The sequence below is a fragment of the Flavobacterium sp. RSSA_27 genome (assembly GCF_051547125.1).
Taxonomy (GTDB): domain Bacteria; phylum Bacteroidota; class Bacteroidia; order Flavobacteriales; family Flavobacteriaceae; genus Flavobacterium.
Map to the genome: position 1 here is coordinate 218,874 of NZ_JBPTTN010000002.1, position 25,524 is coordinate 244,397.

Consider the following 25,524-nt stretch of genomic DNA (forward strand, 5'->3'; position numbering starts at 1 on the left):
TAGTTTCGCTAACTAAGGAACTAATTTATTTTTTTAAAAAGGTTGCCTGATAATTTTCGTTGACTTTATTCCAATTAATCACATTAAAAAAGGCGTCTATATAGTTTTTTCGTTTGTATTGATAATCAATATAATACGAATGTTCCCAGATATCTAGAGCTAAAATTGGTTTTCCGTGATAACCGACTACAGGAACTAAAGGCATCAATGGATTGTCTTGATTTTGGGTGCTAGTAATTTGTAGTTTTCCTTCACGATCGACCACCAACCAAACCCAACCTGAACCAAAATGCTTTGAAGCGGTATTTTTAAATTGAGTAGTGAAATTTTCAAAAGACCCAAAGTCTTTAATTATTGCTCCTGCTAAAGTATCCTTTGGCACACCGCCACCTTTTGGGCCCATTATTTTCCAAAAAAGACTGTGGTTATAGTATCCGCCAGCATTATTTCGAATATCCGCATTATTGATATCTAATTGGGTAAGAACCTCTTCTATTGATAAATTTTCTAAAGGAGTTCCTTTGATTGCTTTATTTAAATTATTAGTGTAAGTTAAGTAATGCTTTGAAAAATGTAGTTCTAATGCTAAAGCTGAAATAGATGGTGATAAGGCATCATATTTATAAGGTAAGGCTTCTACTTGAAAAGAACCATCATCTGCTTTTACATCTTCTGGGTTACCTATGGTGATTTTTTGTTCTGCAGCAGGAAGAGGGACTTCCACTACTTCAATTAATTCTTTTTTATTACAGCTTGTCAACAAAAAAACGAATAAAAAAGAAGTTGTTAAAAAAAAAGAATTTCTCATGATTCACTATTTTTTAATAATTCGTTTACCGTTTCAACATATAAAAGTTTAGCTTCTTCTTGGGATAAATGACTAATTTGAATCCAAGCATTGCTTTTAAATGCGTTTCTTAAGTCAAAATTGTCACTTCTGTTATAATTAGTAGTGCCGAAAGTAGCTTGTTTGTAATAGGCATACAACCGCAGCATTACGTCTGGTGGTAATGGTTGTGTCATCTTAGAAGCTTTTTCAAAAGCTTCCTGAAATTGTATATCTAATTCCTCGTTGGACATTATGCTTTTGTTGCGATAATTGTTTTTCCACCTACTGCTTTTTGATTTAATTCAACATTAATAGGTGTTCCCAAAGGTAAAAATAAATCTACTCTTGAACCAAATTTTATAAAACCAGCATCTGTTCCTTGTATAACTTGCATGCCTTCTTCTGCGTAATTGACAATTCTTCTTGCTAATGCTCCTGCAATTTGGCGGTATAAAATAGCTCCAAAAGTTGTATTTTCAACTACTACAGTTGTTCTTTCGTTTTCTTCACTTGCTTTAGGATGCCAAGCTACAAGGAATTTTCCTGGATGGTATTTGCTGAATTTTACGACACCACTAATGGCATATCTTGTTACATGCACATTGATAGGCGACATGAAAATGGAAACCTGTAAGCGTTTGTCTTTAAAATATTCACCTTCATAAACCTCTTCAATTACTACTACTTTGCCATCAACAGGGGCTAAGATATGATTGTCATTCAAAATTACAGCACGTTTTGGATTTCTGAAAAACTGCAAAATGATAATCAAAAATACCAAAGTAGCAATTTGTATCGCCATTTTGACCCAATTTGTTTCAATATAATCAGTCAATAATAAAACTACTGCTGTAAAAGTAGTTCCTAATAAAATACTTGGGGTTCCTTCTTTATGAAACATAATTTAAAATTTGGTAAAATAAAAATATAATTGGCGCTACAAATATAACACTATCTAGTCGATCTAGTATACCTCCATGACCCGGCATGATATTACCGCTGTCTTTTACTTCGGCAATTCGTTTAAATTTAGATTCAATTAAATCTCCAATCGTACCCATAACACCCACAATTAACGCAATAAATGTCCAGATTAGTATCGATTTTTGGCTAAATTCAGGTTTGGGTTCTATGTATAATTTAGAAATTAAATATCCTGCAAAAATTGCAAAAACAATTCCACCAATAAATCCTTCTATAGTTTTTTTGGGTGAAATTCTTTCAAATAATTTGTGTTTTCCCATCGACTTTCCTACGACGTATGCAAAAGTATCGTTGGTCCAAATCAATATAAACAAACCGATAATGATTTTTGGATTATAATCATTGATACCAAACGAAATTTTAGTTATAAATATAAAAGGTAAGGTAATATAGCCAAGTAGGTATAAGTATTTAGACGAAGTGCTTACTTTTTGAACGGAATCATAAAATAAAAACAATATGCATTTGATGGATACAACTATTGTTATGGCTAATAATGCTAAATCTAATTTCTGAATATTTATTACAAGATTAATTTGAGTTTGAAAGGCTCTATTTATGAAAGTTGTGGTTTCAGTTGCATAATGACTTAGCAAGATAACAGATGCATAGAGTAGTGTTCCTAGTATAATAGGCAATGCAGGTTTCATTTGAACCAAATTGCAAAATTCATATAAGGTTATGATCAAAAAAACACCAAATAGTATAAAAAAACTTTCAGTTGAATAAAGTATTGAAGCGAGTAATAATGTTATATATACAGCCCCTGATAAGGATCGTTTCAGTGTTTCATTCATTATTATAGATCCTCTAGTAGTATAAGGTATAAGTTTTTAGCAGCACTACCATATTGAGTAAAATCTTCTTCTTGTGCTTTTTCGAAATATTTTAGCGTTGTAATATTGCTAGGATATTCTCTTTGGTACTTGTTTTTGATAGCACTTAGTATGTCGCTTTTTCCTGGAATGATTTGACTAGTATTGGCAATAATTACCATATTTACTGGTAATTCATTTGGTTTTTTTTGCTTAATCTGATTCGATGAAAAGGAAATAGATCCTTCATCTGAAACCAAATTTTCACATCTAGCTAATAAAAATTTCGGATTTTGAGGTTTTTCAAAAATAATATTGTTTTCTTGAAGAAGTGGAAAAAGTGTGGGCTCAAAGCAAATTGCTTCACTTTCAAACCAGTCATTTTCTTCCAGTATGTTTTCAAATTGTTCTTTTACTTCCTCCATGGATTCACAATACAAAAACTTTCCGCCATTTCTTTTGAAATTAAAAATAAATTTTTCATCAAAAGGGACGTTTTGTTCATAAGAAATTTTATTAATTTCTTTTTCTTCATTGGAGTTTGTTGGACCAGAACTAAATAATTTTCTGAAAATACTCATATTTGGATTTAGTATTCTTAATAATGAATTGGAAACTGGTCAAAGATAAAAAAATCTTAATTCAAAAGTTGATTTTGAATTAAGATTTTAAAAAAATATGCTATATAATTAATTTCTAAGAAACTTTTTCTTCTAGATTTTTATCGAAGGTTCTCTTTCCAAAAATGGCTTCTAAATCATCTTTAAAAATTACTTCTTTTTCAATTAAAATATCAGCCAATTGGTTCAGTTTATCTTTATTTTCTTTTAATATTTTGATTGCTCTTTGATATTGACCTTCTATTAATTCTGAAATTTCAGCATCAATAATTTTAGCAGTATCATCTGAATATGGTTTTGAAAAGCCATACTCATTTTGACCTGTAGAATCATAATACGTTACATTCCCTATTTTATCGTTTAATCCGTAAATAGTTACCATTGCTCTAGCTTGGCGAGTTACTTTTTCTAAATCACTCAAGGCACCAGTAGAAATTCTATCAAAGGTTACTTTTTCAGCAGCTCTCCCGCCCATAGTTGCACACATTTCGTCTAACATTTGGTCTGTTCTAACGATTTGTCTTTCTTCTGGTAAATACCATGCTGCTCCTAAGCTTTGTCCACGTGGGACAATAGTTACTTTTATAAGTGGTGCAGCATGTTCTAACATCCAACTCACAGTAGCGTGTCCCGCTTCGTGTATCGCTATGGCACGTTTTTCTTCTGGGGTAATGATTTTATTTTTCTTTTCTAATCCACCAATGATTCTATCTACTGCATCTAAGAAATCTTGTCTATCAACTGCGGTTTTGTTGTTTCTAGCTGCAATAAGTGCAGCTTCGTTACAAACATTTGCGATATCAGCACCAGAGAAACCAGGGGTTTGTTTAGCTAAGAAGTCTAAATCTAATCCTTCTACTTTTTTAATTGGTGCTAAGTGAACGGCAAAAATCTCTGCTCTTTCGCGAATATCTGGGAGGTCAACAAAGATTTGTCTGTCAAAACGTCCTGCTCGCATTAACGCTTTGTCTAACACATCTGCTCTGTTAGTAGCTGCTAATACAATTACATTGGAGTTGGTGCCAAAACCATCCATTTCTGTCAAAAGCTGGTTCAAGGTATTTTCACGCTCGTCGTTTCCGCCGGACATATTGTTTTTTCCTCTAGCTCTACCTACAGCATCAATTTCATCAATAAAGATAATGGCTGGCGATTTTTCTTTGGCTTGTTTGAATAAATCACGTACACGTGAAGCACCTACACCTACAAACATTTCCACAAAATCAGAACCTGATAAGGAGAAGAAAGGTACTTGAGCTTCGCCTGCAACAGCTTTAGCTAAAAGAGTTTTACCTGTTCCCGGAGGACCAACTAATAATGCTCCTTTTGGAATTTTACCTCCTAAATTGGTGTATTTTTCTGGATTTTTTAAGAATTCTACAATTTCTTGAATTTCTTCTTTGGCTCCTTCTAATCCAGCAACATCTTTAAAAGTAGTTTTAATGTCTGTTTTTTCATCGAATAATTTGGCTTTAGATTTTCCAATATTGAAAATCTGTCCACCACCTCCAGCTCCGCCACCAGACATTTTTCTCATGATGAAAATCCATACACCAATAATGATGATGATTGGGAGTAGGCTAATTAAAATATCAGACCAATTGTTTTTTTGTAAAAAGTTGAAATCTTTTAATTTCCCTTCCTTAACCGCTTTTTCTAACTTAGTTTGAAAAATTTGGTCATTACCAATTTCTAAGGTGTAATGCGGACCTTTATTAGGTCTATCAAAAACATCTTTGGCTACTTTTTGATGAGTTGCCTCTTTCAATGCAGCAGCATTCAAGAAAACTTCTGCTTCTGATTTGTTATAAACGATAACTTTTTCTATTTGCCCTTTTTCTAAATAGTCATTAAATTTAGAAGAAGTTAACTGAGAAGCCTCTTCTAAACTTGAACCACCTGTTGCAAAGTTTATTAATACAAATATGATTAGTATCGCCGCGTAAATTAACCAAGGACTTATTTTAAATTTATTGGAATTTGGATTATTCTCTTTCGCCATTAGAAGTTAAGTTTCTTTAGTATTTGTTTTCAATAGTTGTTATTTTGGCATCTCCCCATAGACTTTCAATATTGTAATATTCACGGATGTGTTTTTGAAAAACGTGAACTACAATATTCACATAATCCATCAATACCCATTCTGCATTATCAGTACCTTCAACATGCCAAGGTTTATCTTTAAGTTCTTTGGAAACTGTTTTTTGAATAGAGTTCACAATTGCGTTTACTTGAGTGTTGGATGTACCATTGCAAATTATGAAATAATCACATACTGCTGTGTCAATGTCTCTTAAATCAAGAATATCAATATCATTTCCTTTTACCTCTTCGATTCCTTTGATGATGTTTGCTAATAAAACGTCATTATTAATAGTCTTTTTCGCCATGAATTATTTTTATATAAGTTTGTAAAGTTACCATTTTTTGTGATTATTTTTGAACCTTAACATAATATTTAATTATGTTTATTAAAAAAATAATACATGAAGTTAATCAAACTCGATGCCATAGATTCTACAAATGATTTCCTTAAAGGAATTTCGTCACTTCCTGAAACTGTTAATTTTACAGTGGTTACAGCCGAAGTTCAAACAAAAGGGAGGGGACAAATGGGGCAGAAATGGGAATCTGAAAAAGGTAAAAATTTGATTATGAGTATCTTGGTAAGAGATTTTTTTCAAGATATTAATTTGTTATTTCACTTGAATATAGCTTTTGCATTAGCGGTTATTGAGGTTTTAGAAAATTACAAAGTACCAGAATTAAGTATAAAATGGCCAAACGACATAATGTCATATTCCAAAAAAATTGGTGGCATTTTGATTGAAAATAGCATTAAAAGTGATGGAGCCATTGAATCCATAATAGGTTTGGGATTGAATGTCAATCAAACTGATTTTTCGGATTTACCCAAAGCTTCTTCTTTGGCTGTGCTTTGTGAAGTGGAGTTTGATCGTGAATTAATTTTAGAATTGATCGTTAAAAAATTCAAACAAAAAATCAATCTGTGGCAGGAAAATGAACTTTTTTTCTGGAATTATTATTCTCAATTGTTATTTAAGAAAGGGGTTCCCATGCCTTTCGCTGATGAAAAAGGAATCCATTTTATGGGGATTATTCAGGGGGTGTCTTCTGTTGGAAAACTTCAGGTGCTTTTGGAAGATGATAGTGTAGAAGATTTTGATATAAAAGAGATTCAATTACTCTATTAAACAAGAAAAGGGCAATAATCATTACCCTTTTTTGTGAATTATTTCAAACTATGCTTATAATTTGGTCATGTTAGCTGCTAAGGTTTCGATGAATTTACCAATAGGTCCTTTGATCATCATGGACATCATTGGGTTGAATTCACCTTCAAAATCCAATTTTACTTCGCTCGATGCATCAGAAATTGAATCAATCGAAGCGGTAAGTGTAAATGGTAATTTATCACTAGCTGCGCCAAGAACTACTTTGTTAGGAGCAACTTTTTCTTTCATTTTTAGTTTGATTTCAGGCATTCCTTTTAATCCAAAAATAAAAGCATCGTCCCCAATCACTTCAAATTTTGCGATGTTGTCAGGCATTAATTTTTCAAAGTTTCTGACATCTGTCAATAAATCAAATAATTCTTGAGCAGACTTTGATACAGCAACTTTAGGGCTTTCTAAATTCATTTTTTATCTGTTAAATTGTATTATTTTGAAACTCCCCATGTAGAAGGAGAGGCATTCCATTCTCTTAAGGTGCTTTCTTCTTTTTCTGTAATATATTGTTTAGCAACAGCCAAATTGAGTAAATTTTGATAATTACTCAAGGTGAACAAATCTAAATTTGCTTTTTTGAAGTTTTCTTCAGAAACATCAAAACCATAAGTAAAAATTGCTGCCATACCTTTGACATTTGCACCAGCTTCTTTCAAAGCTTCAAAAGCTTGTAAGCTACTTCCGCCTGTACTAATTAAGTCTTCGACAATGACTACACTCTGACCTTTTTGTAGAAAACCTTCTATTTGATTTTGTCTTCCATGTTTTTTAGGTTCTGGTCGAACATAAACAAATGGAAGTCCCATGCTTTCTGCTACTAGCATCCCAATACCTATAGCGCCAGTTGCAACACCAGCAATTACATCAGGTTTGCCAAATTGTTTTTCTATGTGTTTAGAAAACTCGTCTCTAACATAATTTCGTATTGCTGGAAATGAAAGAATTAGACGATTATCACAATAAATAGGGGATTTCCAGCCAGATGCCCAAGTAAAAGGATTTCCGGGATTCAATTTAATTGCATTTATTTGCAAAAGCAATTCGGCTGTTTTTTCGGCTGTAGTTTTATTAAAAATCATAGTGCAAATGTATAAAGTTTTTGTGAACGACAAACCACTTTTTTTGACAAATCAAATTTCTAAAGAAACTGATTTTGAATTGTTTCTTTTGGAAAGCATTGATGTAGAGCGAATTATAGTGAAAATATTTCAGAATAAAATACAAAAAGCTTATTTGTATCATCCTGACGAGAAAGAAATAATGAAGACTTTGAAGGCCAAAATTCCGGTTTGTAAAGCTGGAGGCGGACTTGTCTACAATAAAAAAGGGGAGGTTTTATTTATTTTTAGAAACGGAAAATGGGATTTGCCTAAAGGAGGAATTGAGAAAGGAGAAGCAATAGAGGTTACAGCCATGAGAGAGGTTGAGGAAGAAACCGGAGTTACTAAACTTTCGATTACTAGAAAATTACAAAAAACCTATCATGTTTTTAAACGCAATGGAAAATACAAACTTAAAGTCACGCATTGGTTTGAAATGCAATCCAAATTTGAAGGACAACCCGAAGGTCAGTTGGAAGAAGGTATTGAAAAAGTAGCTTGGCTAAATCCTGAACAAATTAAAGAGGCCTTACAAAACTCGTATGAGAATATAAAATTGTTATTTGAAGAAGAAAAGCTCCTAAAATAGGAGCTTTTCTCTTTTATAAAATGCGATATACTGGGTAATTAAGATGTGCTTTTTCGTAATATATAGAGTGTTTATAAATCCAATCCAGTTGTGCCTCTGGATTTTTGTTGAAAGCACCGTCTTTTGCTTTCAAAGCTTCAAACTCTGATTTTAAATTGGGATTATCTTTTAGTAATTGTGCGGCTGTATCTTCGAAAACATAATCGGAATAGCCTTCTTTTTGTTGTAATAGTGTGTCAAAGAAATTCCAATTAAAAAAGGAATCGACACCTTCAGGTTCCAATGTTTCTAATAGATATTTTACCCCTTTTTGTTGCGTAGGAATTAAAAAATCACCTTTTCTAAAGGCAACTTTTTCAGTCGTAGCTTTTACTGTGGTATTTCTGTGTAAATAATGACCTTCGTAAGCATTAGCTGTGGTTTTAAAATCCGCAATGCGATAGCGTTCTACAGTTATTAGAGTATCGTTTGCTATAGCTTTCATGTTGATTCCGTTGTGTTGTAATACATCAATAATTGGCCAGAAGCCTTGTGGAATAACATAATACTTAGGAATTTCAATTTCTCTGACGGCTTTGAATTCTTTGATGAAAGGAACGTCTTTTTTGTATGGTTTTGTTCGATCATAAAATAAACGATTGCCGGTGGTTGCATCGCTTTTTTTGTAACTTGCTTCAAAGCCTAAAAACGGGAGATTTGTTTTTTTTGTGGTATCCAATTCCCATTTGATAGCATATTTTTTGTTGGGTGCGTATTGCGCTTCATTCTCAACGCGAAGCCTTTTGATTTTTTGATAATTTGCATCTGTAAAATCGATAGCAGATCGCATGTATTCATAAGTTACTTTTACTCTATCAGCATAATTTTTTAGCATATGTGTTTCAACAACAAATCCGATAGTATTGAATAAGGAAGTATAACCTGTTGCAAAACGTGGACTTTCAAAAAACTGCCCAAAGCCTTTATCAGGAGTATCTGAGAAAGTATTGACATAAGGAGTGCTTTCAATTTTCTTTTTTAGTAAATCATTCACGATGTTAGGCATCATTTCTTCGTTTAGAAAATTTCCCAAGACAGTTCCTAATTTGTTGTGTTGGGTCATGATGTAGGTCAATTTATACTGATAATCGGCGCCATTGCTCACGTGATTGTCAATAAAAACATCAGGATTTGTCAAACGGAAAATTGCAACAAAACTTTTAGTGTTTTTGGTGTCTGATTTTATGAAATCGCGATTCAAATCATAGTTTCTGGCATTGCCTCTAAACCCATATTCTTCTGGACCGTTTTGATTGGCACGCGAAGTTGAATTTCGGTTTAAGGCTCCTCCAATGTTGTAAACAGGTATGCATACCAAAACGGTATTTTTGGGTGCTTTTATTTTACCTAAAGCCAAGTCACGATACAATTGCATGCTGGCATCAATACCGTCGGGTTCTCCTGCGTGAATACCATTATTGAGTAAAACTACCGCTTTATTGGTATGTATTTTTTTAAAATCAAACTCTTTTTCAGGATTGAAAATAACAATGTGTAATGGTTTGCCGCTATCGGTTAAACCCATTTCTATGATTTTGATAGTAGCGAAATTTTTGGCTAAAAGTTGGTAATATTGAATTGTTTCTTCGTAAGTAGCCGATTGGTTTCCATTTCCTTTTTCGAAAAAGGTATCGTATTTACTATTCTTTTGTGCCAAAATAGATAATGAAAACAGTAAAAGTAGGTTGGTAATAAACTTCATGGTTTTGTGTTTATGAGAAAAAATCAAATATACTTATTTCTATTTTATTTCGATCATTGCTTTGCCAACTGCTGAAAATAGGCACAGCCAACTATTTTAATTACTTTTGCACCATGAATATACCACATAATTTTAAACCGATTCTTGATAGTTTAGGGATTTCAAGTCTAAATGAGATGCAAGAAGTCTCGCATGAAGCGATTATCAATGCAAACAATGTTTTATTGCTTTCTCCCACCGGATCAGGAAAAACATTGGCTTTTTTATTGCCTATTTTCGAGCTGTTACAACCTGAAATTCTTTCGGTACAATGTTTAATCTTAGTTCCCTCACGTGAATTGGGTTTGCAAATTGAACAAGTTTGGAAAAAAATGAGCACAGGTTACAAAGTAAATGTGTGTTATGGAGGGCATTCTATTGATACCGAGATTAAAAATTTAAGTAATCCACCGGCTGTTTTGATTGGAACGCCAGGAAGAATTGCTGATCATATTGATAGAGGAACTTTTCGTTTGGACAAAATTCAGACACTCGTTTTGGATGAATTTGATAAGTCCTTGCAACTCGGGTTTCATGAACAAATGTCTTTTGTAATTGGAAAATTGTCAAAACTTAACAAACGAGTTTTGGTTTCGGCTACTTCTGGCATTGAGATTCCTAAATATACACGAGTGGTCAATCCTTTGGTTTTAGATTTTATTCCTGAGTCCAAAGAAGAAAATAATCTTTCCTTACAAATGGTTATTTCTAAAGAGAAGGATAAATTGATGACCTTATTTCAGTTGATATGCTCTTTGAAATCTGAAGCCGCGATTGTTTTTTGCAACCATCGAGATGCTGCAGAACGTATTAGCGATACCCTGAATGAAAAAGGGATTTATGCTACTTACTATCATGGTGGTATGGATCAAGAAGAACGAGAACGTGCTTTGATTCAGTTTAGAAATGGGAGTATGAGCTATTTAATTACTACCGATTTAGCTGCTCGTGGATTGGATATCCCAGAAATGAAACACGTTATTCATTATCATTTGCCATTAAAAGAAGAGGAGTTTACACACAGAAATGGTAGAACTGCGCGTATGTTGGCCTCTGGTACGGCTTATTTAATTGTAAACGAAAGTGAAAAAAAACTGGATTACATTGATTATTCTATGCCGGTCTTGGAGTTAAGTTCAACTACAATATTGCCAAAACCACCACAGTTTCAAACAATTTACATTAGCGGAGGTAAAAAAAATAAACTCAATAAGATTGATATTGTTGGTTTCTTTTCTCAAAAGGGGAAGCTAGAAAAAGGTGATTTAGGCTTAATTGAAGTCAAAGATTTTATATCCTTTGCTGCTGTGAAATACAATAAAGTCAAAGATTTACTTCACTTAGTGAAAGAGGAAAAAATGAAAGGAAAAAAATTCAAAATTGAAGTCGCCAGAAAAGTGATCAAAAAAGAGGAGGAGTAGTGCACTGTATCCATATTTTGGAGATCAATTAAATGTATAAAAAAATCGTTAACACATTCAGGTTAACGATTTTTTTATTTACAACAATAGCTGATTACTCTTTTTGTGACCACTGATCATTAAATTTTCTTTACATATTGTGTAATAATAACGATTTGTTGACCATCTACTTTTCCTTCGATGTACTCTGCATTTTCATGATCTAAGCGAATATTTCTAACGGCGGTGCCTTGTTTGGCTACCATACTTGAGCCTTTTACTTTCAAATCTTTAATCAAGACTACAGAATCTCCGTGTTCTAGAATGACGCCATTACTATCTCTGTGGATGATTTTATTTTCATCTTCTTCACCTTCGCCAGTTGCTTGAGCCCATGCCAAATCATCTTCGTCTAGGTACATTTGGTCAAGTAATTCTTGATTGCGCAATCTGCTCAACATTCGCCAAGAAAGTACTTGTACCGGAAGGTGTTCGCTCCACATACTTTCATTTAGACATCGCCAAAGGTTACTATCCATTTTTTCAGGATTTTCTATTTGTTCAATAAGCGTAGCACTGATCAAAACACTTTCATCTAATCCACCTTTTCGAGTGGGAAGAATCTGATATACTTTCAAATCTTCGGTAACACCTGAAAGTTCACATTTTCCTCCACTTCGTTTATTTAATTCTCTTTCTATACTCATTTTATTTTTTTGTTTAGGTGTAAAAGCAGGGCTAATCTTGTTACTGCTGCTATTTGTTTTTAAAGTTATAATTTATGTAATTTTACTCTTACCGCGTCAGGAACAAGCATTTCATAAGCTCCGTGGTTTCGAATGACATCACGCACAATACTCGAACTGATATATGAGGTTCGAGCTGCTGTTAATAAAAAGACGGTTTCGATTTTAGACAGACGGCGATTGGTGTGAGCGATGGCTTTTTCAAATTCAAAGTCGGCTGGATTGCGAAGTCCTCTCAAGATAAAATTTGCTTTAAGCTTGTGACACAAATCGATGGTCAATCCTTCATAAGTAATCACCGTTACTTTAGGTTCATTTTTGAAAGTTTCTTCAATAAAGCGTTTTCTTTCATCTAATGAAAACATGTATTTTTTTTCGGCATTGACACCAATTGCAATAACGATTTCATCAAAAAGAGAGATGCCTCTTTTGATAATGTCTTCGTGACCTAAGGTTATTGGGTCAAATGATCCTGGGAATATGGCTTTTTTCATTTTTTTAAAGTTGTGAGTTGCTAAGGACTTAGTAGCTTAGCTACTAAGAAACTTACTTAAGTGCCAACTCAATTGCATTAGTAAATAAATCTTCGAGCGAGATTCCTGCTGCTCTGGCTTGTTGCGGAATCAAACTTTCGGTGGTTAGACCAGGAATAGTATTCATTTCTAGCATGTGCGGTTCGCCATCTACAATTATGAATTCGCTTCGTGAAAAGCCTTTCATTTTCAAAACTTCATAGGCACGTTTTGCAATGTCGCCTACTTTTTGAGTCATTTCATCAGAAATACGAGCTGGAGTAATTTCTTGTGATTTTCCTTCGTATTTAGCTTCGTAATCAAAGAAATCATTTTCAGAAACAATTTCGGTGATAGGTAAGACTGTGATTTTTCCTTGGTAATTGATTACTCCAACGGAAACTTCGGTGCCATCTAAGAAACTTTCAATAATGATTTCGTTATCTTCTTTATAAGCAACTTCGATAGCGATAGGGAGTTCAGCTTCTGTTTTTACTTTAGAAATTCCAAAACTAGAGCCCGCTTTATTTGGTTTTACGAAGCAAGGCAGTCCTACTTTTTTTACGATTTCGGCTGTGTTGATAAGGTCGCCTTTGTTTAAGTAATATGAAGTCGCGGTTTTGATGCCATAGGGTTTTAAAACTGATAATAAATCTCTTTTGTTGAATGTTAGTGCTGCTTGATAATAATCACAAGCGGTTTGTGGGATACCTAAAAGTTCAAAATAAGCTTGGAGTAAACCGTCTTCACCTGGCGTACCGTGAATGGCATTAAATACACAGTCGAAGGTGATTTTAGTTCCATTTACAGTTACCGAAAAATCATTGCGATCGATTGGGAATTCGGCATCATTTGCATCAACATACACCCATTTTTCTTTAAAAATGTGTATTCTATATCCGTTATATTTGGTTTTGTCTAAAGTTTGGTAAACTACATTTCCGCTGATAAGAGAGATTTTATATTCGCTAGAATAGCCTCCCATGATGATGCCAATATTTTTCATTTTAAATGTTTAATCGGTTAACCGTTTAATCGATCAAAAGATTAAACGTATACAAAACAAAATTATCATTTTTTTTGAAACGAAATACCTTTATCTTTGTTGCTTCTTAAAAATAAATTTATGAGTTTACGTAAGTATTTGACTAGTCGCGTTTTTTTTGGGCAATTGTTTCTAGCCTTTGCTATTATTGCTGTTTTGGGCTATTTATTTATGCATTGGTTGACATTTACAACAGATCATGGACATGAGATTTCTGTTCCAAATTTGGCTAAACTTACAGAGGAACAAGTAGAGGAGAAATTAGACGATTTAGACTTGGATTATGAGCTTTTGGATAGTGTAGATTACAGAGGTGATTATCCAAAATTTAGCGTTGTTGAGCAAGATCCTTTACCAGGAACAAAAGTAAAAGTAGGTCGAAAAGTATATATTAAAATTAATTCTTCAGGTTTTTCTTCCGTTCAGATCCCAAATTTGATAGAGAAGACCTATCGCGAGGCTGTACCTACGCTTAAAGCATTAGGACTAGAAGCAGGAACAGTCACTTACATTCCAAATTTAGCGAAAGACATGGTATTGGAAATGCGCTTTAAAGGTAGAAATTTAAAAGCCGGAGACCGTGTTTTAAAAGCTTCTAAAATTGATTTGGTATTAGGAGATGGTAAAGCCACTTATGAAGATGAAGCAGCCAAAGATAGTTTATTAACTCCTGCTGTAGAATCAGAAACTCCAATGAATGAACAATAATATAGAAACCTTAGATTTAGAAGACGAGTTATTTGAGCATTATCGTTTTGAGGTTCCCAAAGGGCAAGCCATTTTGAGAATCGATAAGTATTTGATGAATTTGATTCAGAATGCTACCCGAAATAAAATTCAGAATGCCGCTACGGATGGGAATATCTTTGTAAATGATATTCCAGTAAAATCCAATTACAAAGTCAAGCCTTTTGATGTAATAACGGTGATGTTATCGCATCCACCCTTTGAAAATCATATTCTTCCAGAAGATCTACCACTAAATATTGTGTATGAAGATGCGGCTTTATTGTTGGTGAATAAAGATCCAGGGATGGTTGTGCATCCTGGTCACGGAAATTACACTGGTACTTTAGTGAATGCATTAGCACATCATTTTGATAATTTGCCGATGAATAGTAGCGAGCGCCCTGGATTGGTACATCGCATTGATAAAGATACTTCAGGATTGTTAGTAGTTGCAAAAACGGAAGCAGCAATGACGCATTTGGCCAAACAATTTGAGGCCAAAACTACAGAGCGTGAATATATTGCTTTGGTATGGGGCAATGTTGTAGCTGATAATGGAACTATTGAAGGAAACCTTGCGCGACACTTGAAAGATAGAATGCAAATGGCTGTTTTTGATGATCCAGAAATTGGGAAACCAGCTATTACTCATTATAAAGTGTTGGAACGTTTTGGTTATGTTACTTTGATTTCTTGTCAGTTAGAAACAGGAAGAACTCACCAAATTAGAGCGCACATGAAGCATATTGGTCATCCGTTGTTTAATGATGAACGTTATGGAGGGCATTTGATTCTAAAAGGGACAACGTTTACAAAATACAAGCAGTTTATAGAAAATTGCTTTAAAGCCTTGCCGAGACAAGCTTTGCATGCTAAAACATTAGGTTTTGTCCATCCTACAACAGGCGAAATGATGCGTTTTGATACAGAAATACCAGCAGATTTTCAGGATTGTATCGATAGATGGCGCAATTACTGCAAGACACACGAAACCAATGAAGAATAAAATAAAAGGACTTGACAACACAATGACAAGTCCTTTTTTATTGGTCACAAATAGAGTTTATAATTGTGTGCTTTCAGTGCATTTCACCTTAGGTTCTAAAAAAATTATCACCGCAAATTCGCAAATTTTAAAATATTCAGAATTGAAATAATTTACGAATTTGCGGTAAAAATTGGGATCCTACCTTGCTGATTTTCAGTTTATAGTGTTTTTCTTGATTAAATCGGAATCTTCTCAATTAGAATGCTATTTTGGCTATCATCAAAATAGGTACACGTTTTTTCGATGATGTTTACGGTCCATTGCGCAATTCCGCATTGTGCAGCATGGTTACAAAAGGTTATATAATCGGTTTGACCTTCTTGATGCATTACTAAAAACTCTATAAATCTTTCTTTATTTGTTGAACTAGCTATTGCCAGAGTATCATAAGTTTCTGTTGCAGTTGTTCTGTAATTGTTACTACCAAAATATTCTACGTGACCATCGGTAACAAAAGTATCGTAACCAATGACCCCCAAGTTGATTAAATCTTGAATGTATTTTGGAAAATCAGCACCTGATTTTACTTTATTATGTGCTTCTTTAATCTGAGCGATTGTAAACATAGACCTTGGTATTTAAAGTGAAATAAAATCGGCTGTTTTGGGAAATGAATTCAATGCATCGACTACAATTTGTGGAGTCGGTTGGGCTAATTTTCTTAATTTGGTATCCATCCAAGCACCATCTACAGTTATCGTTGCACACAAAACATCCTCTCTGTAAAATTCATGTACGATAGACCAGCGTGAAGCATCAGGTTTCATTTTTGCAATTTTCGTTTGCATAACAATGGTATCCGAAAGGTTAATCTCTTTTCTAAAAACACATTCTTCTCTAAACAAAACAGGGCCAAAATGTTGGGTTTTCATCACGTGTAACGTTAGCCCTAATTCTTCTAAAATTTCAATACGATGTTGCGCGCCAAAATCATAATAAGCACTGTGTCGCATATGAAAATTGGGATCTAAATCGGACCAACGAAAAGAGAGTTGTTTGCTAAATGTAGCCATAAATATGTTTTTTTTTTTTTTTGTAATGAGGGGCAAAATTACGAATATATGTGGTTTTTTGGGGAGAAAGAATTTGGATTAACAGAAAGTTGTGTTTTTTACTTCAATCTGTTTTAGCGGTATTTTTTTAATTTGTTGGGAATAGGGATATTGATTGTTTTACTCTAAAATTGTGAATATCTATTTGAATAATTCGCTCTTTTGTTTGTGTTAAAATCTATCTTTGGCACCCTAAAAATAAATAAAGATGAGCACAATTTGGTACGAATGTAAAGTAAAGTACAGAAAAACAGATGAAACTGGCGGACAAAAGATTACTACGGAACCTTATTTGGTAGACGCCTTATCCTACACCGAGGCTGAAAAAAGAATAAACGAAGAAATGGCAACGTATATCAGTGAAGAGTTCAAGATTACCAATATAAAAGTGGGGAACTATGCCGAAATTCATCCTTTTGAAAATGCGGATCGTTGGTTCAAAAGTAAAGTGTCTTTGTTGGCTTTTGATGAAGAAAGTGGCAAAGAGCGCAAAACCAATATGTATCTTTTAGTTCAAGCAAATGATGTAAAAGAGGCGTATGATAATACTACAATCGCGATGAAAAACACCATGGGCGAGTACACTATTCCAGCTATTTCTGAATCTCCTATTGTGGATGTTTTTCCTTATTTTAGTGGAGAAGAAGATGAAACGGAAGCACTAGAACATTTCAATGCCTTAAAAGCATCAACAGCGCCCAAATTCGATACGGACACCTTCGAAACCGAAGCGCTAAAAGCAGAACTACTTGAAGAAATGGAATAATTTTTTCCTAATTTTATATAATCAAAAAGCCTTCAAAAACATTGTCTTTGCAGGCTTTTTGATAAATTACAAAACAGAACTTATTTGTCGATTGATCCCAAAACACGCTTCATAAAGGTGTTCAATGCTTCTTTCTTATCAGTGCCCGTTTTCACCATTTTATGTACTTCCAAAGCGCCATACATATTCGAAATCAATTCGCCAATAACATCCAACTCTTCGTCTTTCAAAGAAGGAACTTCTGTAAGTGCTTCTAAAACTTCTATTGTTTCAATGATGTAATCTTGATCGTTTTCTTCTATAAATTGAGTAAGGTGTTTGATAACAGGTAATTTCATCGGAATAAATGTATATAGATTGGAAATAATTGTAAGTGGTAATTACTCGTTTTATTAAGCGATTTCTTTTACCAAATCGGCTAAAACTTCTGCTTTGTTAGTCTGTGTTTCGTTAACTAATTTTCCTCCAACAAACGTTGCAAAAGTGGGTAGGTTACTCACATTGGCTAACTTTCTAGACTCAGGTGAGTTTTCTGCATCTACCAAAACAAACGTAATGTTTTCGTTTTCGGTGGCCATTTTTTTGAACTTTGGCTTCATAATTCTGCAATTACCACACCAAGAAGCCGAGAATTGAACCACTACTTTTTCGTTTTGTGCTACCAAAGTCCCTAACGTATCTTCGTTTAATTCGATTAACATAATTTTTTGTTTAAAGTTGATAAGACTCTAAGTTTCTAAGTTTTTAATCTTAGCAACTTAGTAACTTAGAGTCTTTCTAAAATTAGTTTAAGCTTAAGTATTCAGCAGTACTTTTTCTGTCAGCAGTCATTGCTTCTTTACCAGCTTCCCAGTTAGCAGGGCAAACTTCACCTTTTACTTGAATGTGAGTGTAAGCATCTACCAAACGTAAATATTCGTTTACATTACGACCTAATGGCATATCGTTTACACTTTCGTGGAAAATTTTACCTGTTTCGTCAATCAAATAAGTAGCTCTGTAAGGTACATTGGATCCTTCGATGATTACTGAATCAGTTTCTTCGCTGTAGCTAGTAGATTCGATATCCAAAATGCCAAGAATATTAGCCAAGTTTCTGTTAGTATCAGCCAAGATTGGATACGTTACTCCCTCGATACCACCATTGTTTTTTGGTGTGTTCAACCAAGCAAAGTGTACTTCGTTAGTATCGCAAGAAGCACCAATAACTATAGTGTTTCTTTTGTTAAATTCTGGTAAAGCGGCTTGAAAAGCGTGTAATTCTGTTGGACATACAAAAGTGAAATCTTTTGGGTACCAGAACAACAATACTTTTTTGTTATTGTTTACTGCTTCTTCAAAAATGTTGATTTTCAAATTATCTCCCATTTCAGAGATAGCATCAACCGCAATACTTGGAAATTTTTTACCTACTAATGACATAATGATTATGATTTAAATTTTGTTTATTTCTGTTTGGCAAATGTAATGAGTAAGTATTCGAGATGCTAAAAGTTTTAATTATAATTAACTATAATCGGATAGTAGTTGCTTATTTTGTAAAAAAATAACAGTTTTTAACGAAAACGTTGTAGATAATTTAAAATATTGATAACTAGTAGTTTGTGAGTCTATTTTGGCTATTTTTTTAGGAGTAGGATACTATAGTCTTTTATAGAAACAAAGTCCCGCTTTATGCTAAGTCTTGCTAGGCTAACCCCGAAAGGGCAATGTCATTAAGTTAAGAGATTTTAGATTAAGAGTAACGATTCTTGATTTTAGATTTTGTGCTAGTAAATTAAAAACCACTTGTTTTTGAGCGACTTACCTATCTGAATGAAATAAAATCGTTACTCTAAAATCAACATGCAAATGATTGATTTTTCCTTAACTAATTTCATTGCCTGAGAGGGCAGGGGGCAATTCCGAAAATTTGATTAGGTTCATAGTCAAAGTATCAATGCACCGCATTAGCAACAAAACAAAAAAATTACATCTTTTAAAAAAAAACATATTTAATTGAACTTATAAAACAAAAAAAGTGGGCACAAAGCCCACTTATCTTTATAGAACAAGATGAATTTACGCTAAGTCAAAACGGTCGGCGTTCATCACTTTGGTCCAAACGTTAATAAAGTCTGTAACAAATTTTTCTTTGTTGTCGTCTTGTGCGTATACCTCAGCATAAGCTCTTAAAACCGAATTAGAACCAAATACCAAATCTACTCTAGTAGCTGTCCATTTGGTTGCCCCAGACTTTTTATCCACAATGTGATACAAATTATCACCTTCGGGTTTCCAACTGTAATTCATATCGGTTAGGTTAACAAAGAAATCATTAGTTAGCGCTCCTTCATTATGCGTAAATACACCATGTTTGGTTCCGCCATAATTTGTGCCCAAAACACGCATACCACCCAATAAAACTGTCATTTCTGACGCTGTTAATCCCAAAAGTTGGGCTTTGTCCAGCATGAGTTCTTCAGGTTGTACTACGTATTTTGCCTTCATGAAATTTCTAAAAGCATCGTTTGTAGGTTCTAGAACTTCAAACGATTCTATATCTGTCATTTCTTGTGTAGCATCTCCTCTACCAGCATGGAAAGGAACTTTTATATTGAAACCACCTTCTTGCGCTGCTTTTTCTACAGCTGCACTTCCACCCAAAACAATCAAGTCGGCAATACTCACTTTTTTAGGCAAACTAGCTTGGATCTCGGTAAGTTTAGCGATTACTTTTTGTAATCGTTCTGGTTCATTGGCTTGCCAATTTTTTTGTGGTGCTAATCGGATTCGTGCTCCATTGGCCCCGCCTCTAAAATCAGAACCTCTATATGTTCTTGCACTATCCCAAGCCGTATTTATTAATTCTGCTCTAGTCAAACCGCTGTTTAATAACTTAACTTTTATTTCTTCGATTTCTGCATCCGATAAAGTGTAGTCTACTTTTGGAATAGGATCTTGCCAAATCAAATCTTCTTGTGGTACATCGGCACCCAAATAGCGTGACTTAGGACCCAAATCACGATGTGTTAACTTGAACCAAGCTCTAGCAAATACTTCCGAAAAATACGCTGGATCTTTATAAAAACGCTCAGAAATCGCTCGGTAAGCAGGATCCATCTTCATGGCCATATCGGCATCTGTCATGATTGGATTTCTTCGAATTGATGGATTGTGTGCGTCTATAGGTTTGTCTTCTTCTTTGATGTTCGTCGGTTCCCATTGCCAAGCTCCCGCTGGACTTTTGGTTAACGCCCAATCATGATTCAATAATAAATCAAAATATTCGTTATCCCAACGAGTAGGGTGAGTGGTCCAAGACCCTTCCAAACCGCTGGTTACGGTATCTCCGGCATTTCCATTTCCTTTAGGGTTCAACCATCCTAAACCTTGGTTTTCAATTGAGCCTCCTTCTGGTTCTGGACCTAATTTTGAAGCATCACCATTCCCGTGAGCTTTTCCTACTGTGTGTCCACCAGCAGTTAATGCTACCGTTTCTTCATCATTCATTGCCATTCGTTGGAAAGTAACACGAACATCATGTGCTGTTTTTAAGGGATCAGGTTGTCCATCTACACCCTCTGGGTTTACATAAATCAACCCCATCATAACAGCAGCTAGAGGATTTTCTAAATCTCTTTCACCAGAGTATCTACTACCTTCACTACCACTTTTGGCTAACCATTCTTTTTCTGCTCCCCAATAGACATCTTTCTCAGGATGCCAAATATCTTCACGACCTCCAGAAAAACCGAATGTTTTGAGCCCCATTGATTCATAGGCCATATTACCGGCTAAAATCATCAAATCGGCCCATGAAATTTTATTACCATATTTCTTTTTAATTGGCCATAATAATCTTCTGGCTTTATCTAAATTCCCATTATCAGGCCAACTGTTTAAGGGAGCAAAGCGTATATTTCCTGTTCCTGCACCTCCACGTCCATCAGCAATTCTGTACGTACCCGCAGAATGCCACGCCATTCTAATCATCAATCCACCATAATGTCCCCAATCAGCAGGCCACCACTCTTGGCTTTCGGTCATGAAAGTTTTTAAATCATTTTTTAATGCTTCTAAATCTAATTTTTTAAATTCTTTGGCATAATTAAAAGATGCTCCTAAAGGGTTGGTTTTGCTATCATGCTGATGAAGAATGTCCAAATTAAGGGATTTAGGCCACCAATCTTGATTGCTTGCGCCAGTGTTTGCGCTTAGGGTTAGCGCACCGCTAGAAAACGGACATTTGCCACTTCCACTAGAAGAATTACTGTTACTTTCCATAGTATGATTATTTAAATTGATATCTTAATGATTGCTAATTTACCATAGTTTTTTATGTTGAATTTTTATTTTCAATAGATAAAAACTATTTTAAAAATGTAAAACATTATGTATAAAGATATTAAATAAAACTTAAACAAAATAATACGATCAAATTAATTCTTACTTTGAAAAGAAAAAAAAGGCATAAAAAAAACCTCTTAGTTTGCGCTAAGAGGTTCTTTGTTGATGTATGTTTTATACAATTTCTGAGTTTAGTTTACTATTTTTTCGGCTAAAGCTAAAATAAATTACTAAACCGATTAACAGCCATACGCCAAAATAAATCCAATTCCAGACACTTAATTCAGCCATCATATACAAACAACAAATTAGGCCTAGTAATGGAATTAAAGATAAATTTTGTTTGTAAGCCCATACAGACAATCCAATTAAAGAAAGTAAGAAAATCCACATTGGAATTTTATGCTTGAACAAGGTAAAACCACTTTCATATTTAATCGCATCTGAAACTGGTAATCCGGCTACAACTTCTGCATATTTTTCCTCATCTTCTGCATGTTTACTCAACAAACTTTCTAGATCTGAAGAAGTTGCTGAAGCAGCTACTCCTTCTAGGGCTACTAAATATTCTGAAACCTTTTGAGTTTCTTCTTTGTTTAATGAAGTCACAATAGAGGAAGGTCCATTTACTTGAGTTTTATTGGTGATGAAATCCATAGTTGCTTTTTCATTCAATCCAAAAGCAAAAACTAATCCTGCAATCAATAGAAGTGGCATGATATATTTTGAATTCACATAGGGTGTTTTGAATTTACCTCGTGGAATATCAGTTTTGTTTTGCAAGGATAAAACTCCTGCACATACCAATACAAAAGCAAATAATGTCCCAATACTACATAAATCTGTTACCATTGTTAGGTTTAAGAACAAAGCGGGTACAGCGACTACAAAACCAGTAACGATCGTTGCGAAGGAAGGCGTTTTGAATTTAGGGTGCACTCTTGAAAATTTCTTTGGCAATAAGCCATCACGACTCATGCTCATCCAAATACGAGGTTGTCCCATTTGGAAAACTAATAATACACTAGCCATAGCAATTACAGCAGAAACTGCAATAATGCCAGACATCCATTTCAAATCTAATTTATCAAAAACAAAAGCCAATGGATCACCAACATTCAGTTCGTTGTAACTCACCATACCGGTTAATACCAAGGCAATAGCTATATATAAAAGAGTACATAGGATAATTGCCCACATCATTCCTTTTGGTAAATCGCGTTGAGGATCCTTACATTCTTCGGCAGTTGTTGAGATCGCATCAAAACCAATATAGGCAAAAAATACAGCTGACACACCTTTTAGAACTCCTGTAATTCCATTGGGAGCAAATGGAGACCAATTTTCTGTATCCACATAAAAGATTCCAACAGCTATCACTAATAATACAATACAAACTTTAATAGCTACCATTAAATTACTAGCATTTCTCGACTCTTTCATCCCGCGATAGACCAAAGCAGTAATCAATACAATAATCAATAAAGCTGGTAAATCAGCAACCAAATGAAAAGAACCAATAGTGGGAGAAGTTGTCCATGCGGTGTATGCAGCTTGGGTAGCTACCGATAAATTCTCGAAAGATTTCCCTCCTTGCATTAAGGCTGTTGCATCTTTGAATCCATTAGCAGCCGATAAATAATCCATTTGAACCCACTGCGGTAAAGTAATCCCGCCACTCTCTAGTAAACCTGTAAAATAATCACTCCATGATATGGCGACAGTAATGTTACCAACGGCATATTCCATGATTAAAGCCCAACCGATAACCCAAGCGATAATCTCACCAAAAGCCACATAGGAATACGTATAAGCACTTCCTGAAACGGGAACCATTGAAGCGAATTCCGCATAGGCGAAAGCAGCAAAACTACAAGCTACAGCTGTAAACAAAAACAAGAAAATAACTGCTGGACCTCCATCCGCACTGGCTTTTCCAATGGTACTAAAAATTCCTGCTCCTACAATAGCAGCAATCCCAAAAGCGGTTAAATCGCGAGCAGTTAAATGCTTTCCTAGTGCTTCATGTCCATCTAAATTATTTTTCTCAACTTGTTTTAAAATATCTTGAACAGTCTTTTTCCTAAATAAACCTTTTAATGCCATCTTATAAATTTTATCGATAATGGGTTAGTTATTGTATGCTTTGCAAATAAATGCTTTTAAAACTAAAAATTAAATTATTGTATCATAAAAATTAAAAACTACTCTTCTGTAAACCAGTTTTATCTTTAAAAATCCCTATTAAAATAAATAATTCTTTTTTATTAAGTTAAAAAAGTCAAATATATACATAAAATAGATATGCAAGTAAAAATTAATAATTTTATGACTATAATTTACTAACATTATAATCCGCATAGGGCATAAAATTAGTAATATCCTTAGTATCAAGCTTACAATTGTCTATTTTTTTGAGAAAATCAAAACGATCAAGAAATTTTTAGTAACTATCGAAGTATCAACCTTTATTTTTTTAAATAAAAGGTGTTAAAATCATTCAAAATAGTGCAGTAGTAAGGGCGGTTAACCTTAAAAAAAGTAAATGCCAAATTGATAGGGACTACTTCTTTTGCAAGAATCAATTTTATAGTACTTTTGAAAAATATCAATTCGTTACCATTGTACCATGAATCCAAATCTTCAATCACTCTTTACTATTGCACAAAAAACGGAAAGAAATATTATTGGATTGATGTCTGGAACCTCGCTCGACGGATTGGATGTTGCCTATTGCAAAATTTCGGGTTCTGGAACAAACACAAAAGTGACTTTAGTACACTTTGTAACTATACCCTATGATGATGAAACAAAAAGAGCGATACGAAAAGTATTTGCTCAGCAGAATATCGATTTTCAACATTTAGCTTTGCTACATGAATGGATTGGACTATTACACGGAAAAATTGTTTTGGATTGTTTACACCAATGGCAATGCAGTCCAGCCGATGTAGATTTGATTGCTTCGCATGGTCAAACGGTTATGCATGCACCTAAAAGTTTACACCAACTGGACAATTTTCCTAATGCCACGCTTCAGATTGGCGATGGAGATCATTTGGCTGTAACTACACAATGTATCACTATTTCTGATTTTCGACAAAAACATTTGGCAGCAGGAGGAGAAGGTGCACCATTAGCGGTATATGGTGATTACTTTTTATGTCATAGTGCAATTGAAAATCGTATTTTATTGAATATTGGAGGAATCTCAAACTTTACTTATATTCCAAAATCGAGTGACTTTGAGTCCGTTTTTGTAACCGATACAGGAACTGGCAACACTTTAATAGATGCTGTAACGCGCTTGCACTTTCCAGAATTGACTTTCGATATTGATGCTGCGATTGCCTCTAAAGGCACAATTAACATGAGTTTGCTTAGTGAATTAAAAGAAGCTCCCTTTTTTTTAGCCCCTTTTCCAAAAAGTACAGGACCAGAATTATTTAATCTGAAATATGTAGAAACGGCTCAACTACATTCTAACACACAAAACCTTTCCGTTGCAGATCTTTTAGCGACTTTAACGCGTTTTACCGCTGAAACCATAGCTGAAGCAATAATTGAAGTAACTACTACTTGCAAAAAATCCAATGAACCTACTACAATTTATGTGTCAGGAGGAGGAATACACAATCCTTTATTAATGATGTTTTTAAAAGAATTACTTCCTTTTTCAATCCATTCTTCGGAAAAATTAAATATCAATAGTGATGCGAAAGAGGCGATCTTGTTTGCAATATTAGCCAATGAAACAATTGTAGGACAAAATACTTTTTCAAATTCTAATAGCACTACGCCATGGATTAGTATGGGAAAAATATCTTTTCCAAACTAAACTTTTATACATTTATCAAAAAAAAACGGATAAAAAAAAATAATTTAATACCTTAGATTGCTAATATAGTAGCTTGCTTTTAAATTAAATA

The 25,524-nt window shown here is 34.1% G+C and carries 27 protein-coding genes; 7 read left to right on the top strand and 20 right to left on the bottom strand.

What is annotated here, in order from left to right:
- Positions 1 to 25 precede the first annotated feature (25 nt).
- The 7 genes from ACSVH5_RS03785 to rsfS form a co-directional block, all read right to left on the bottom strand.
- A complete protein-coding gene (locus tag ACSVH5_RS03785; protein WP_438060127.1) occupies positions 26 to 808 on the bottom strand; it encodes a superoxide dismutase in 783 nt (260 codons plus the stop codon).
- Complete coding sequence (locus ACSVH5_RS03790) at positions 805 to 1,080, bottom strand: acyl-CoA-binding protein (RefSeq protein WP_438060128.1); 276 nt, start codon at positions 1,078 to 1,080, stop codon at positions 805 to 807. Before ACSVH5_RS03790 ends, ACSVH5_RS03785 begins: the two co-directional genes overlap by 4 nt.
- Positions 1,080 to 1,730 carry a phosphatidylserine decarboxylase family protein gene (locus ACSVH5_RS03795; protein WP_438060129.1) on the bottom strand — a complete coding sequence of 217 codons (651 nt, stop codon included), beginning with the start codon at positions 1,728 to 1,730 and terminating at the stop codon, positions 1,080 to 1,082. Before ACSVH5_RS03795 ends, ACSVH5_RS03790 begins: the two co-directional genes overlap by 1 nt.
- A complete protein-coding gene (locus ACSVH5_RS03800) occupies positions 1,720 to 2,610 on the bottom strand; it encodes a phosphatidate cytidylyltransferase (protein WP_438060130.1) in 891 nt (296 codons plus the stop codon). The genes ACSVH5_RS03795 and ACSVH5_RS03800 overlap by 11 nt, the downstream gene beginning before the upstream one ends.
- Before the next feature lie 2 nt (positions 2,611 to 2,612).
- Positions 2,613 to 3,209 carry a lactate utilization protein B/C gene (locus ACSVH5_RS03805; protein WP_438060131.1) on the bottom strand — a complete coding sequence of 199 codons (597 nt, stop codon included), beginning with the start codon at positions 3,207 to 3,209 and terminating at the stop codon, positions 2,613 to 2,615.
- Positions 3,210 to 3,324: 115 nt separating this feature from the next.
- Positions 3,325 to 5,250: an ATP-dependent zinc metalloprotease FtsH gene (gene ftsH / locus ACSVH5_RS03810; RefSeq protein ID WP_438060132.1), complete on the bottom strand. Its 1,926-nt coding sequence runs from the start codon at positions 5,248 to 5,250 to the stop codon at positions 3,325 to 3,327.
- Between the two features lie 16 nt (positions 5,251 to 5,266).
- Complete coding sequence (gene rsfS / locus ACSVH5_RS03815) at positions 5,267 to 5,638, bottom strand: ribosome silencing factor (RefSeq protein WP_438060133.1); 372 nt, start codon at positions 5,636 to 5,638, stop codon at positions 5,267 to 5,269.
- A 96-nt stretch (positions 5,639 to 5,734) separates the two neighbouring features.
- Between rsfS and ACSVH5_RS03820 the strand changes: the two genes are divergently transcribed.
- Positions 5,735 to 6,463 carry a biotin--[acetyl-CoA-carboxylase] ligase gene (locus tag ACSVH5_RS03820; RefSeq protein WP_438060134.1) on the top strand — a complete coding sequence of 243 codons (729 nt, stop codon included), beginning with the start codon at positions 5,735 to 5,737 and terminating at the stop codon, positions 6,461 to 6,463.
- Positions 6,464 to 6,517: 54 nt separating this feature from the next.
- On the opposite strand, the gene ACSVH5_RS03825 is transcribed toward ACSVH5_RS03820, so the two are convergent.
- Together ACSVH5_RS03825 and pyrE are read right to left on the bottom strand one after the other, a co-directional pair.
- Positions 6,518 to 6,910 carry an SRPBCC family protein gene (locus ACSVH5_RS03825; protein WP_438060135.1) on the bottom strand — a complete coding sequence of 131 codons (393 nt, stop codon included), beginning with the start codon at positions 6,908 to 6,910 and terminating at the stop codon, positions 6,518 to 6,520.
- Positions 6,911 to 6,930: 20 nt separating this feature from the next.
- Positions 6,931 to 7,578 carry an orotate phosphoribosyltransferase gene (gene pyrE, locus ACSVH5_RS03830; protein ID WP_438060136.1) on the bottom strand — a complete coding sequence of 216 codons (648 nt, stop codon included), beginning with the start codon at positions 7,576 to 7,578 and terminating at the stop codon, positions 6,931 to 6,933.
- Between the two features lie 7 nt (positions 7,579 to 7,585).
- Here pyrE and ACSVH5_RS03835 point away from each other — a divergent pair, with 7 nt between their 5' ends.
- Entirely contained in the window at positions 7,586 to 8,188 is a 603-nt protein-coding gene (locus ACSVH5_RS03835) for an NUDIX hydrolase (protein ID WP_438060137.1), read from the top strand.
- 13 nt (positions 8,189 to 8,201) lie between these two features.
- On the opposite strand, the gene ACSVH5_RS03840 is transcribed toward ACSVH5_RS03835, so the two are convergent.
- Positions 8,202 to 9,929, bottom strand: a complete 1,728-nt coding sequence (locus ACSVH5_RS03840) for a M14 family metallopeptidase (RefSeq protein ID WP_438060138.1) — start codon at positions 9,927 to 9,929, stop codon at positions 8,202 to 8,204.
- A gap of 113 nt (positions 9,930 to 10,042) precedes the next feature.
- On the opposite strand from ACSVH5_RS03840, the gene ACSVH5_RS03845 reads away from it, so the two are divergent.
- Entirely contained in the window at positions 10,043 to 11,389 is a 1,347-nt protein-coding gene (locus ACSVH5_RS03845; RefSeq protein WP_438060139.1) for a DEAD/DEAH box helicase, read from the top strand.
- Between the two features lie 119 nt (positions 11,390 to 11,508).
- Here ACSVH5_RS03845 and ACSVH5_RS03850 read toward each other — a convergent pair whose 3' ends face one another.
- From ACSVH5_RS03850 to ACSVH5_RS03860, 3 genes are all read right to left on the bottom strand, one after another.
- Positions 11,509 to 12,075 (bottom strand): PhnA domain-containing protein, encoded by a 567-nt coding sequence (locus ACSVH5_RS03850; protein WP_438060140.1) that lies wholly within the window; start codon positions 12,073 to 12,075, stop codon positions 11,509 to 11,511.
- A 65-nt stretch (positions 12,076 to 12,140) separates the two neighbouring features.
- Positions 12,141 to 12,608, bottom strand: coding sequence for a pantetheine-phosphate adenylyltransferase (gene coaD / locus ACSVH5_RS03855; RefSeq protein WP_438060141.1), 468 nt, complete (start codon positions 12,606 to 12,608; stop codon positions 12,141 to 12,143).
- Between the two features lie 52 nt (positions 12,609 to 12,660).
- On the bottom strand, positions 12,661 to 13,632 hold the full coding sequence (locus ACSVH5_RS03860; protein ID WP_438060142.1) for a D-alanine--D-alanine ligase: 972 nt from the start codon (positions 13,630 to 13,632) through the stop codon (positions 12,661 to 12,663).
- Between the two features lie 120 nt (positions 13,633 to 13,752).
- Between ACSVH5_RS03860 and ACSVH5_RS03865 the strand changes: the two genes are divergently transcribed.
- Entirely contained in the window at positions 13,753 to 14,379 is a 627-nt protein-coding gene (locus ACSVH5_RS03865; protein WP_438060143.1) for a PASTA domain-containing protein, read from the top strand.
- Positions 14,369 to 15,406 carry an RluA family pseudouridine synthase gene (locus ACSVH5_RS03870; RefSeq protein ID WP_438060144.1) on the top strand — a complete coding sequence of 346 codons (1,038 nt, stop codon included), beginning with the start codon at positions 14,369 to 14,371 and terminating at the stop codon, positions 15,404 to 15,406. Before ACSVH5_RS03865 ends, ACSVH5_RS03870 begins: the two co-directional genes overlap by 11 nt.
- Before the next feature lie 218 nt (positions 15,407 to 15,624).
- Here ACSVH5_RS03870 and ACSVH5_RS03875 read toward each other — a convergent pair whose 3' ends face one another.
- Both ACSVH5_RS03875 and ACSVH5_RS03880 read right to left on the bottom strand, forming a co-directional pair.
- Positions 15,625 to 16,014, bottom strand: coding sequence for a DUF1398 domain-containing protein (locus ACSVH5_RS03875; protein WP_438060145.1), 390 nt, complete (start codon positions 16,012 to 16,014; stop codon positions 15,625 to 15,627).
- Between the two features lie 12 nt (positions 16,015 to 16,026).
- Positions 16,027 to 16,461: an acyl-CoA thioesterase gene (locus ACSVH5_RS03880; RefSeq protein WP_438060146.1), complete on the bottom strand. Its 435-nt coding sequence runs from the start codon at positions 16,459 to 16,461 to the stop codon at positions 16,027 to 16,029.
- Between the two features lie 247 nt (positions 16,462 to 16,708).
- On the opposite strand from ACSVH5_RS03880, the gene ACSVH5_RS03885 reads away from it, so the two are divergent.
- The gene (locus ACSVH5_RS03885; protein ID WP_438060147.1) at positions 16,709 to 17,266 is read left to right on the top strand and encodes a DUF4494 domain-containing protein; all 558 of its coding nucleotides are present in this window, start codon (positions 16,709 to 16,711) and stop codon (positions 17,264 to 17,266) included.
- Between the two features lie 80 nt (positions 17,267 to 17,346).
- Here ACSVH5_RS03885 and ACSVH5_RS03890 read toward each other — a convergent pair whose 3' ends face one another.
- The 5 genes from ACSVH5_RS03890 to ACSVH5_RS03910 form a co-directional block, all read right to left on the bottom strand.
- A complete protein-coding gene (locus ACSVH5_RS03890) occupies positions 17,347 to 17,604 on the bottom strand; it encodes a DUF6952 family protein (protein ID WP_159683555.1) in 258 nt (85 codons plus the stop codon).
- 54 nt (positions 17,605 to 17,658) lie between these two features.
- Positions 17,659 to 17,967: a thioredoxin family protein gene (locus ACSVH5_RS03895; RefSeq protein WP_438060148.1), complete on the bottom strand. Its 309-nt coding sequence runs from the start codon at positions 17,965 to 17,967 to the stop codon at positions 17,659 to 17,661.
- 82 nt (positions 17,968 to 18,049) lie between these two features.
- The gene (locus tag ACSVH5_RS03900; RefSeq protein WP_438060149.1) at positions 18,050 to 18,688 is read right to left on the bottom strand and encodes a peroxiredoxin; all 639 of its coding nucleotides are present in this window, start codon (positions 18,686 to 18,688) and stop codon (positions 18,050 to 18,052) included.
- 639 nt (positions 18,689 to 19,327) lie between these two features.
- On the bottom strand, positions 19,328 to 21,532 hold the full coding sequence (katG, locus tag ACSVH5_RS03905) for a catalase/peroxidase HPI (protein ID WP_438060150.1): 2,205 nt from the start codon (positions 21,530 to 21,532) through the stop codon (positions 19,328 to 19,330).
- A 237-nt stretch (positions 21,533 to 21,769) separates the two neighbouring features.
- Positions 21,770 to 23,701 (bottom strand): amino acid permease, encoded by a 1,932-nt coding sequence (locus ACSVH5_RS03910; RefSeq protein WP_438060151.1) that lies wholly within the window; start codon positions 23,699 to 23,701, stop codon positions 21,770 to 21,772.
- A gap of 523 nt (positions 23,702 to 24,224) precedes the next feature.
- Here ACSVH5_RS03910 and ACSVH5_RS03915 point away from each other — a divergent pair.
- Entirely contained in the window at positions 24,225 to 25,433 is a 1,209-nt protein-coding gene (locus tag ACSVH5_RS03915) for an anhydro-N-acetylmuramic acid kinase (protein WP_438060152.1), read from the top strand.
- The last annotated feature ends 91 nt before the right edge of the window (positions 25,434 to 25,524 follow it).

Coding starts and splice junctions, on each gene's coding strand:
- pyrE (WP_438060136.1), bottom strand. CDS start 7,578: ATGATTTTTAATAAAACTACAGCCGAAAAAACAGCCGAATTGCTTTTG.
- ACSVH5_RS03820 (WP_438060134.1), top strand. CDS start 5,735: ATGAAGTTAATCAAACTCGATGCCATAGATTCTACAAATGATTTCCTT.
- ACSVH5_RS03840 (WP_438060138.1), bottom strand. CDS start 9,929: ATGAAGTTTATTACCAACCTACTTTTACTGTTTTCATTATCTATTTTG.
- ACSVH5_RS03870 (WP_438060144.1), top strand. CDS start 14,369: ATGAACAATAATATAGAAACCTTAGATTTAGAAGACGAGTTATTTGAG.
- ACSVH5_RS03795 (WP_438060129.1), bottom strand. CDS start 1,730: ATGTTTCATAAAGAAGGAACCCCAAGTATTTTATTAGGAACTACTTTT.
- ACSVH5_RS03915 (WP_438060152.1), top strand. CDS start 24,225: ATGAATCCAAATCTTCAATCACTCTTTACTATTGCACAAAAAACGGAA.
- ACSVH5_RS03845 (WP_438060139.1), top strand. CDS start 10,043: ATGAATATACCACATAATTTTAAACCGATTCTTGATAGTTTAGGGATT.
- ACSVH5_RS03875 (WP_438060145.1), bottom strand. CDS start 16,014: ATGTTTACAATCGCTCAGATTAAAGAAGCACATAATAAAGTAAAATCA.
- rsfS (WP_438060133.1), bottom strand. CDS start 5,638: ATGGCGAAAAAGACTATTAATAATGACGTTTTATTAGCAAACATCATC.
- ACSVH5_RS03880 (WP_438060146.1), bottom strand. CDS start 16,461: ATGGCTACATTTAGCAAACAACTCTCTTTTCGTTGGTCCGATTTAGAT.
- ACSVH5_RS03900 (WP_438060149.1), bottom strand. CDS start 18,688: ATGTCATTAGTAGGTAAAAAATTTCCAAGTATTGCGGTTGATGCTATC.
- coaD (WP_438060141.1), bottom strand. CDS start 12,608: ATGAAAAAAGCCATATTCCCAGGATCATTTGACCCAATAACCTTAGGT.
- ACSVH5_RS03785 (WP_438060127.1), bottom strand. CDS start 808: ATGAGAAATTCTTTTTTTTTAACAACTTCTTTTTTATTCGTTTTTTTG.
- ACSVH5_RS03790 (WP_438060128.1), bottom strand. CDS start 1,080: ATGTCCAACGAGGAATTAGATATACAATTTCAGGAAGCTTTTGAAAAA.
- ACSVH5_RS03850 (WP_438060140.1), bottom strand. CDS start 12,075: ATGAGTATAGAAAGAGAATTAAATAAACGAAGTGGAGGAAAATGTGAA.
- ACSVH5_RS03895 (WP_438060148.1), bottom strand. CDS start 17,967: ATGTTAATCGAATTAAACGAAGATACGTTAGGGACTTTGGTAGCACAA.
- ACSVH5_RS03865 (WP_438060143.1), top strand. CDS start 13,753: ATGAGTTTACGTAAGTATTTGACTAGTCGCGTTTTTTTTGGGCAATTG.
- ACSVH5_RS03800 (WP_438060130.1), bottom strand. CDS start 2,610: ATGAATGAAACACTGAAACGATCCTTATCAGGGGCTGTATATATAACA.
- ACSVH5_RS03825 (WP_438060135.1), bottom strand. CDS start 6,910: ATGAATTTAGAAAGCCCTAAAGTTGCTGTATCAAAGTCTGCTCAAGAA.
- ftsH (WP_438060132.1), bottom strand. CDS start 5,250: ATGGCGAAAGAGAATAATCCAAATTCCAATAAATTTAAAATAAGTCCT.
- ACSVH5_RS03910 (WP_438060151.1), bottom strand. CDS start 23,701: ATGGCATTAAAAGGTTTATTTAGGAAAAAGACTGTTCAAGATATTTTA.
- ACSVH5_RS03805 (WP_438060131.1), bottom strand. CDS start 3,209: ATGAGTATTTTCAGAAAATTATTTAGTTCTGGTCCAACAAACTCCAAT.
- ACSVH5_RS03860 (WP_438060142.1), bottom strand. CDS start 13,632: ATGAAAAATATTGGCATCATCATGGGAGGCTATTCTAGCGAATATAAA.
- ACSVH5_RS03890 (WP_159683555.1), bottom strand. CDS start 17,604: ATGAAATTACCTGTTATCAAACACCTTACTCAATTTATAGAAGAAAAC.
- katG (WP_438060150.1), bottom strand. CDS start 21,532: ATGGAAAGTAACAGTAATTCTTCTAGTGGAAGTGGCAAATGTCCGTTT.
- ACSVH5_RS03885 (WP_438060147.1), top strand. CDS start 16,709: ATGAGCACAATTTGGTACGAATGTAAAGTAAAGTACAGAAAAACAGAT.
- ACSVH5_RS03835 (WP_438060137.1), top strand. CDS start 7,586: ATGTATAAAGTTTTTGTGAACGACAAACCACTTTTTTTGACAAATCAA.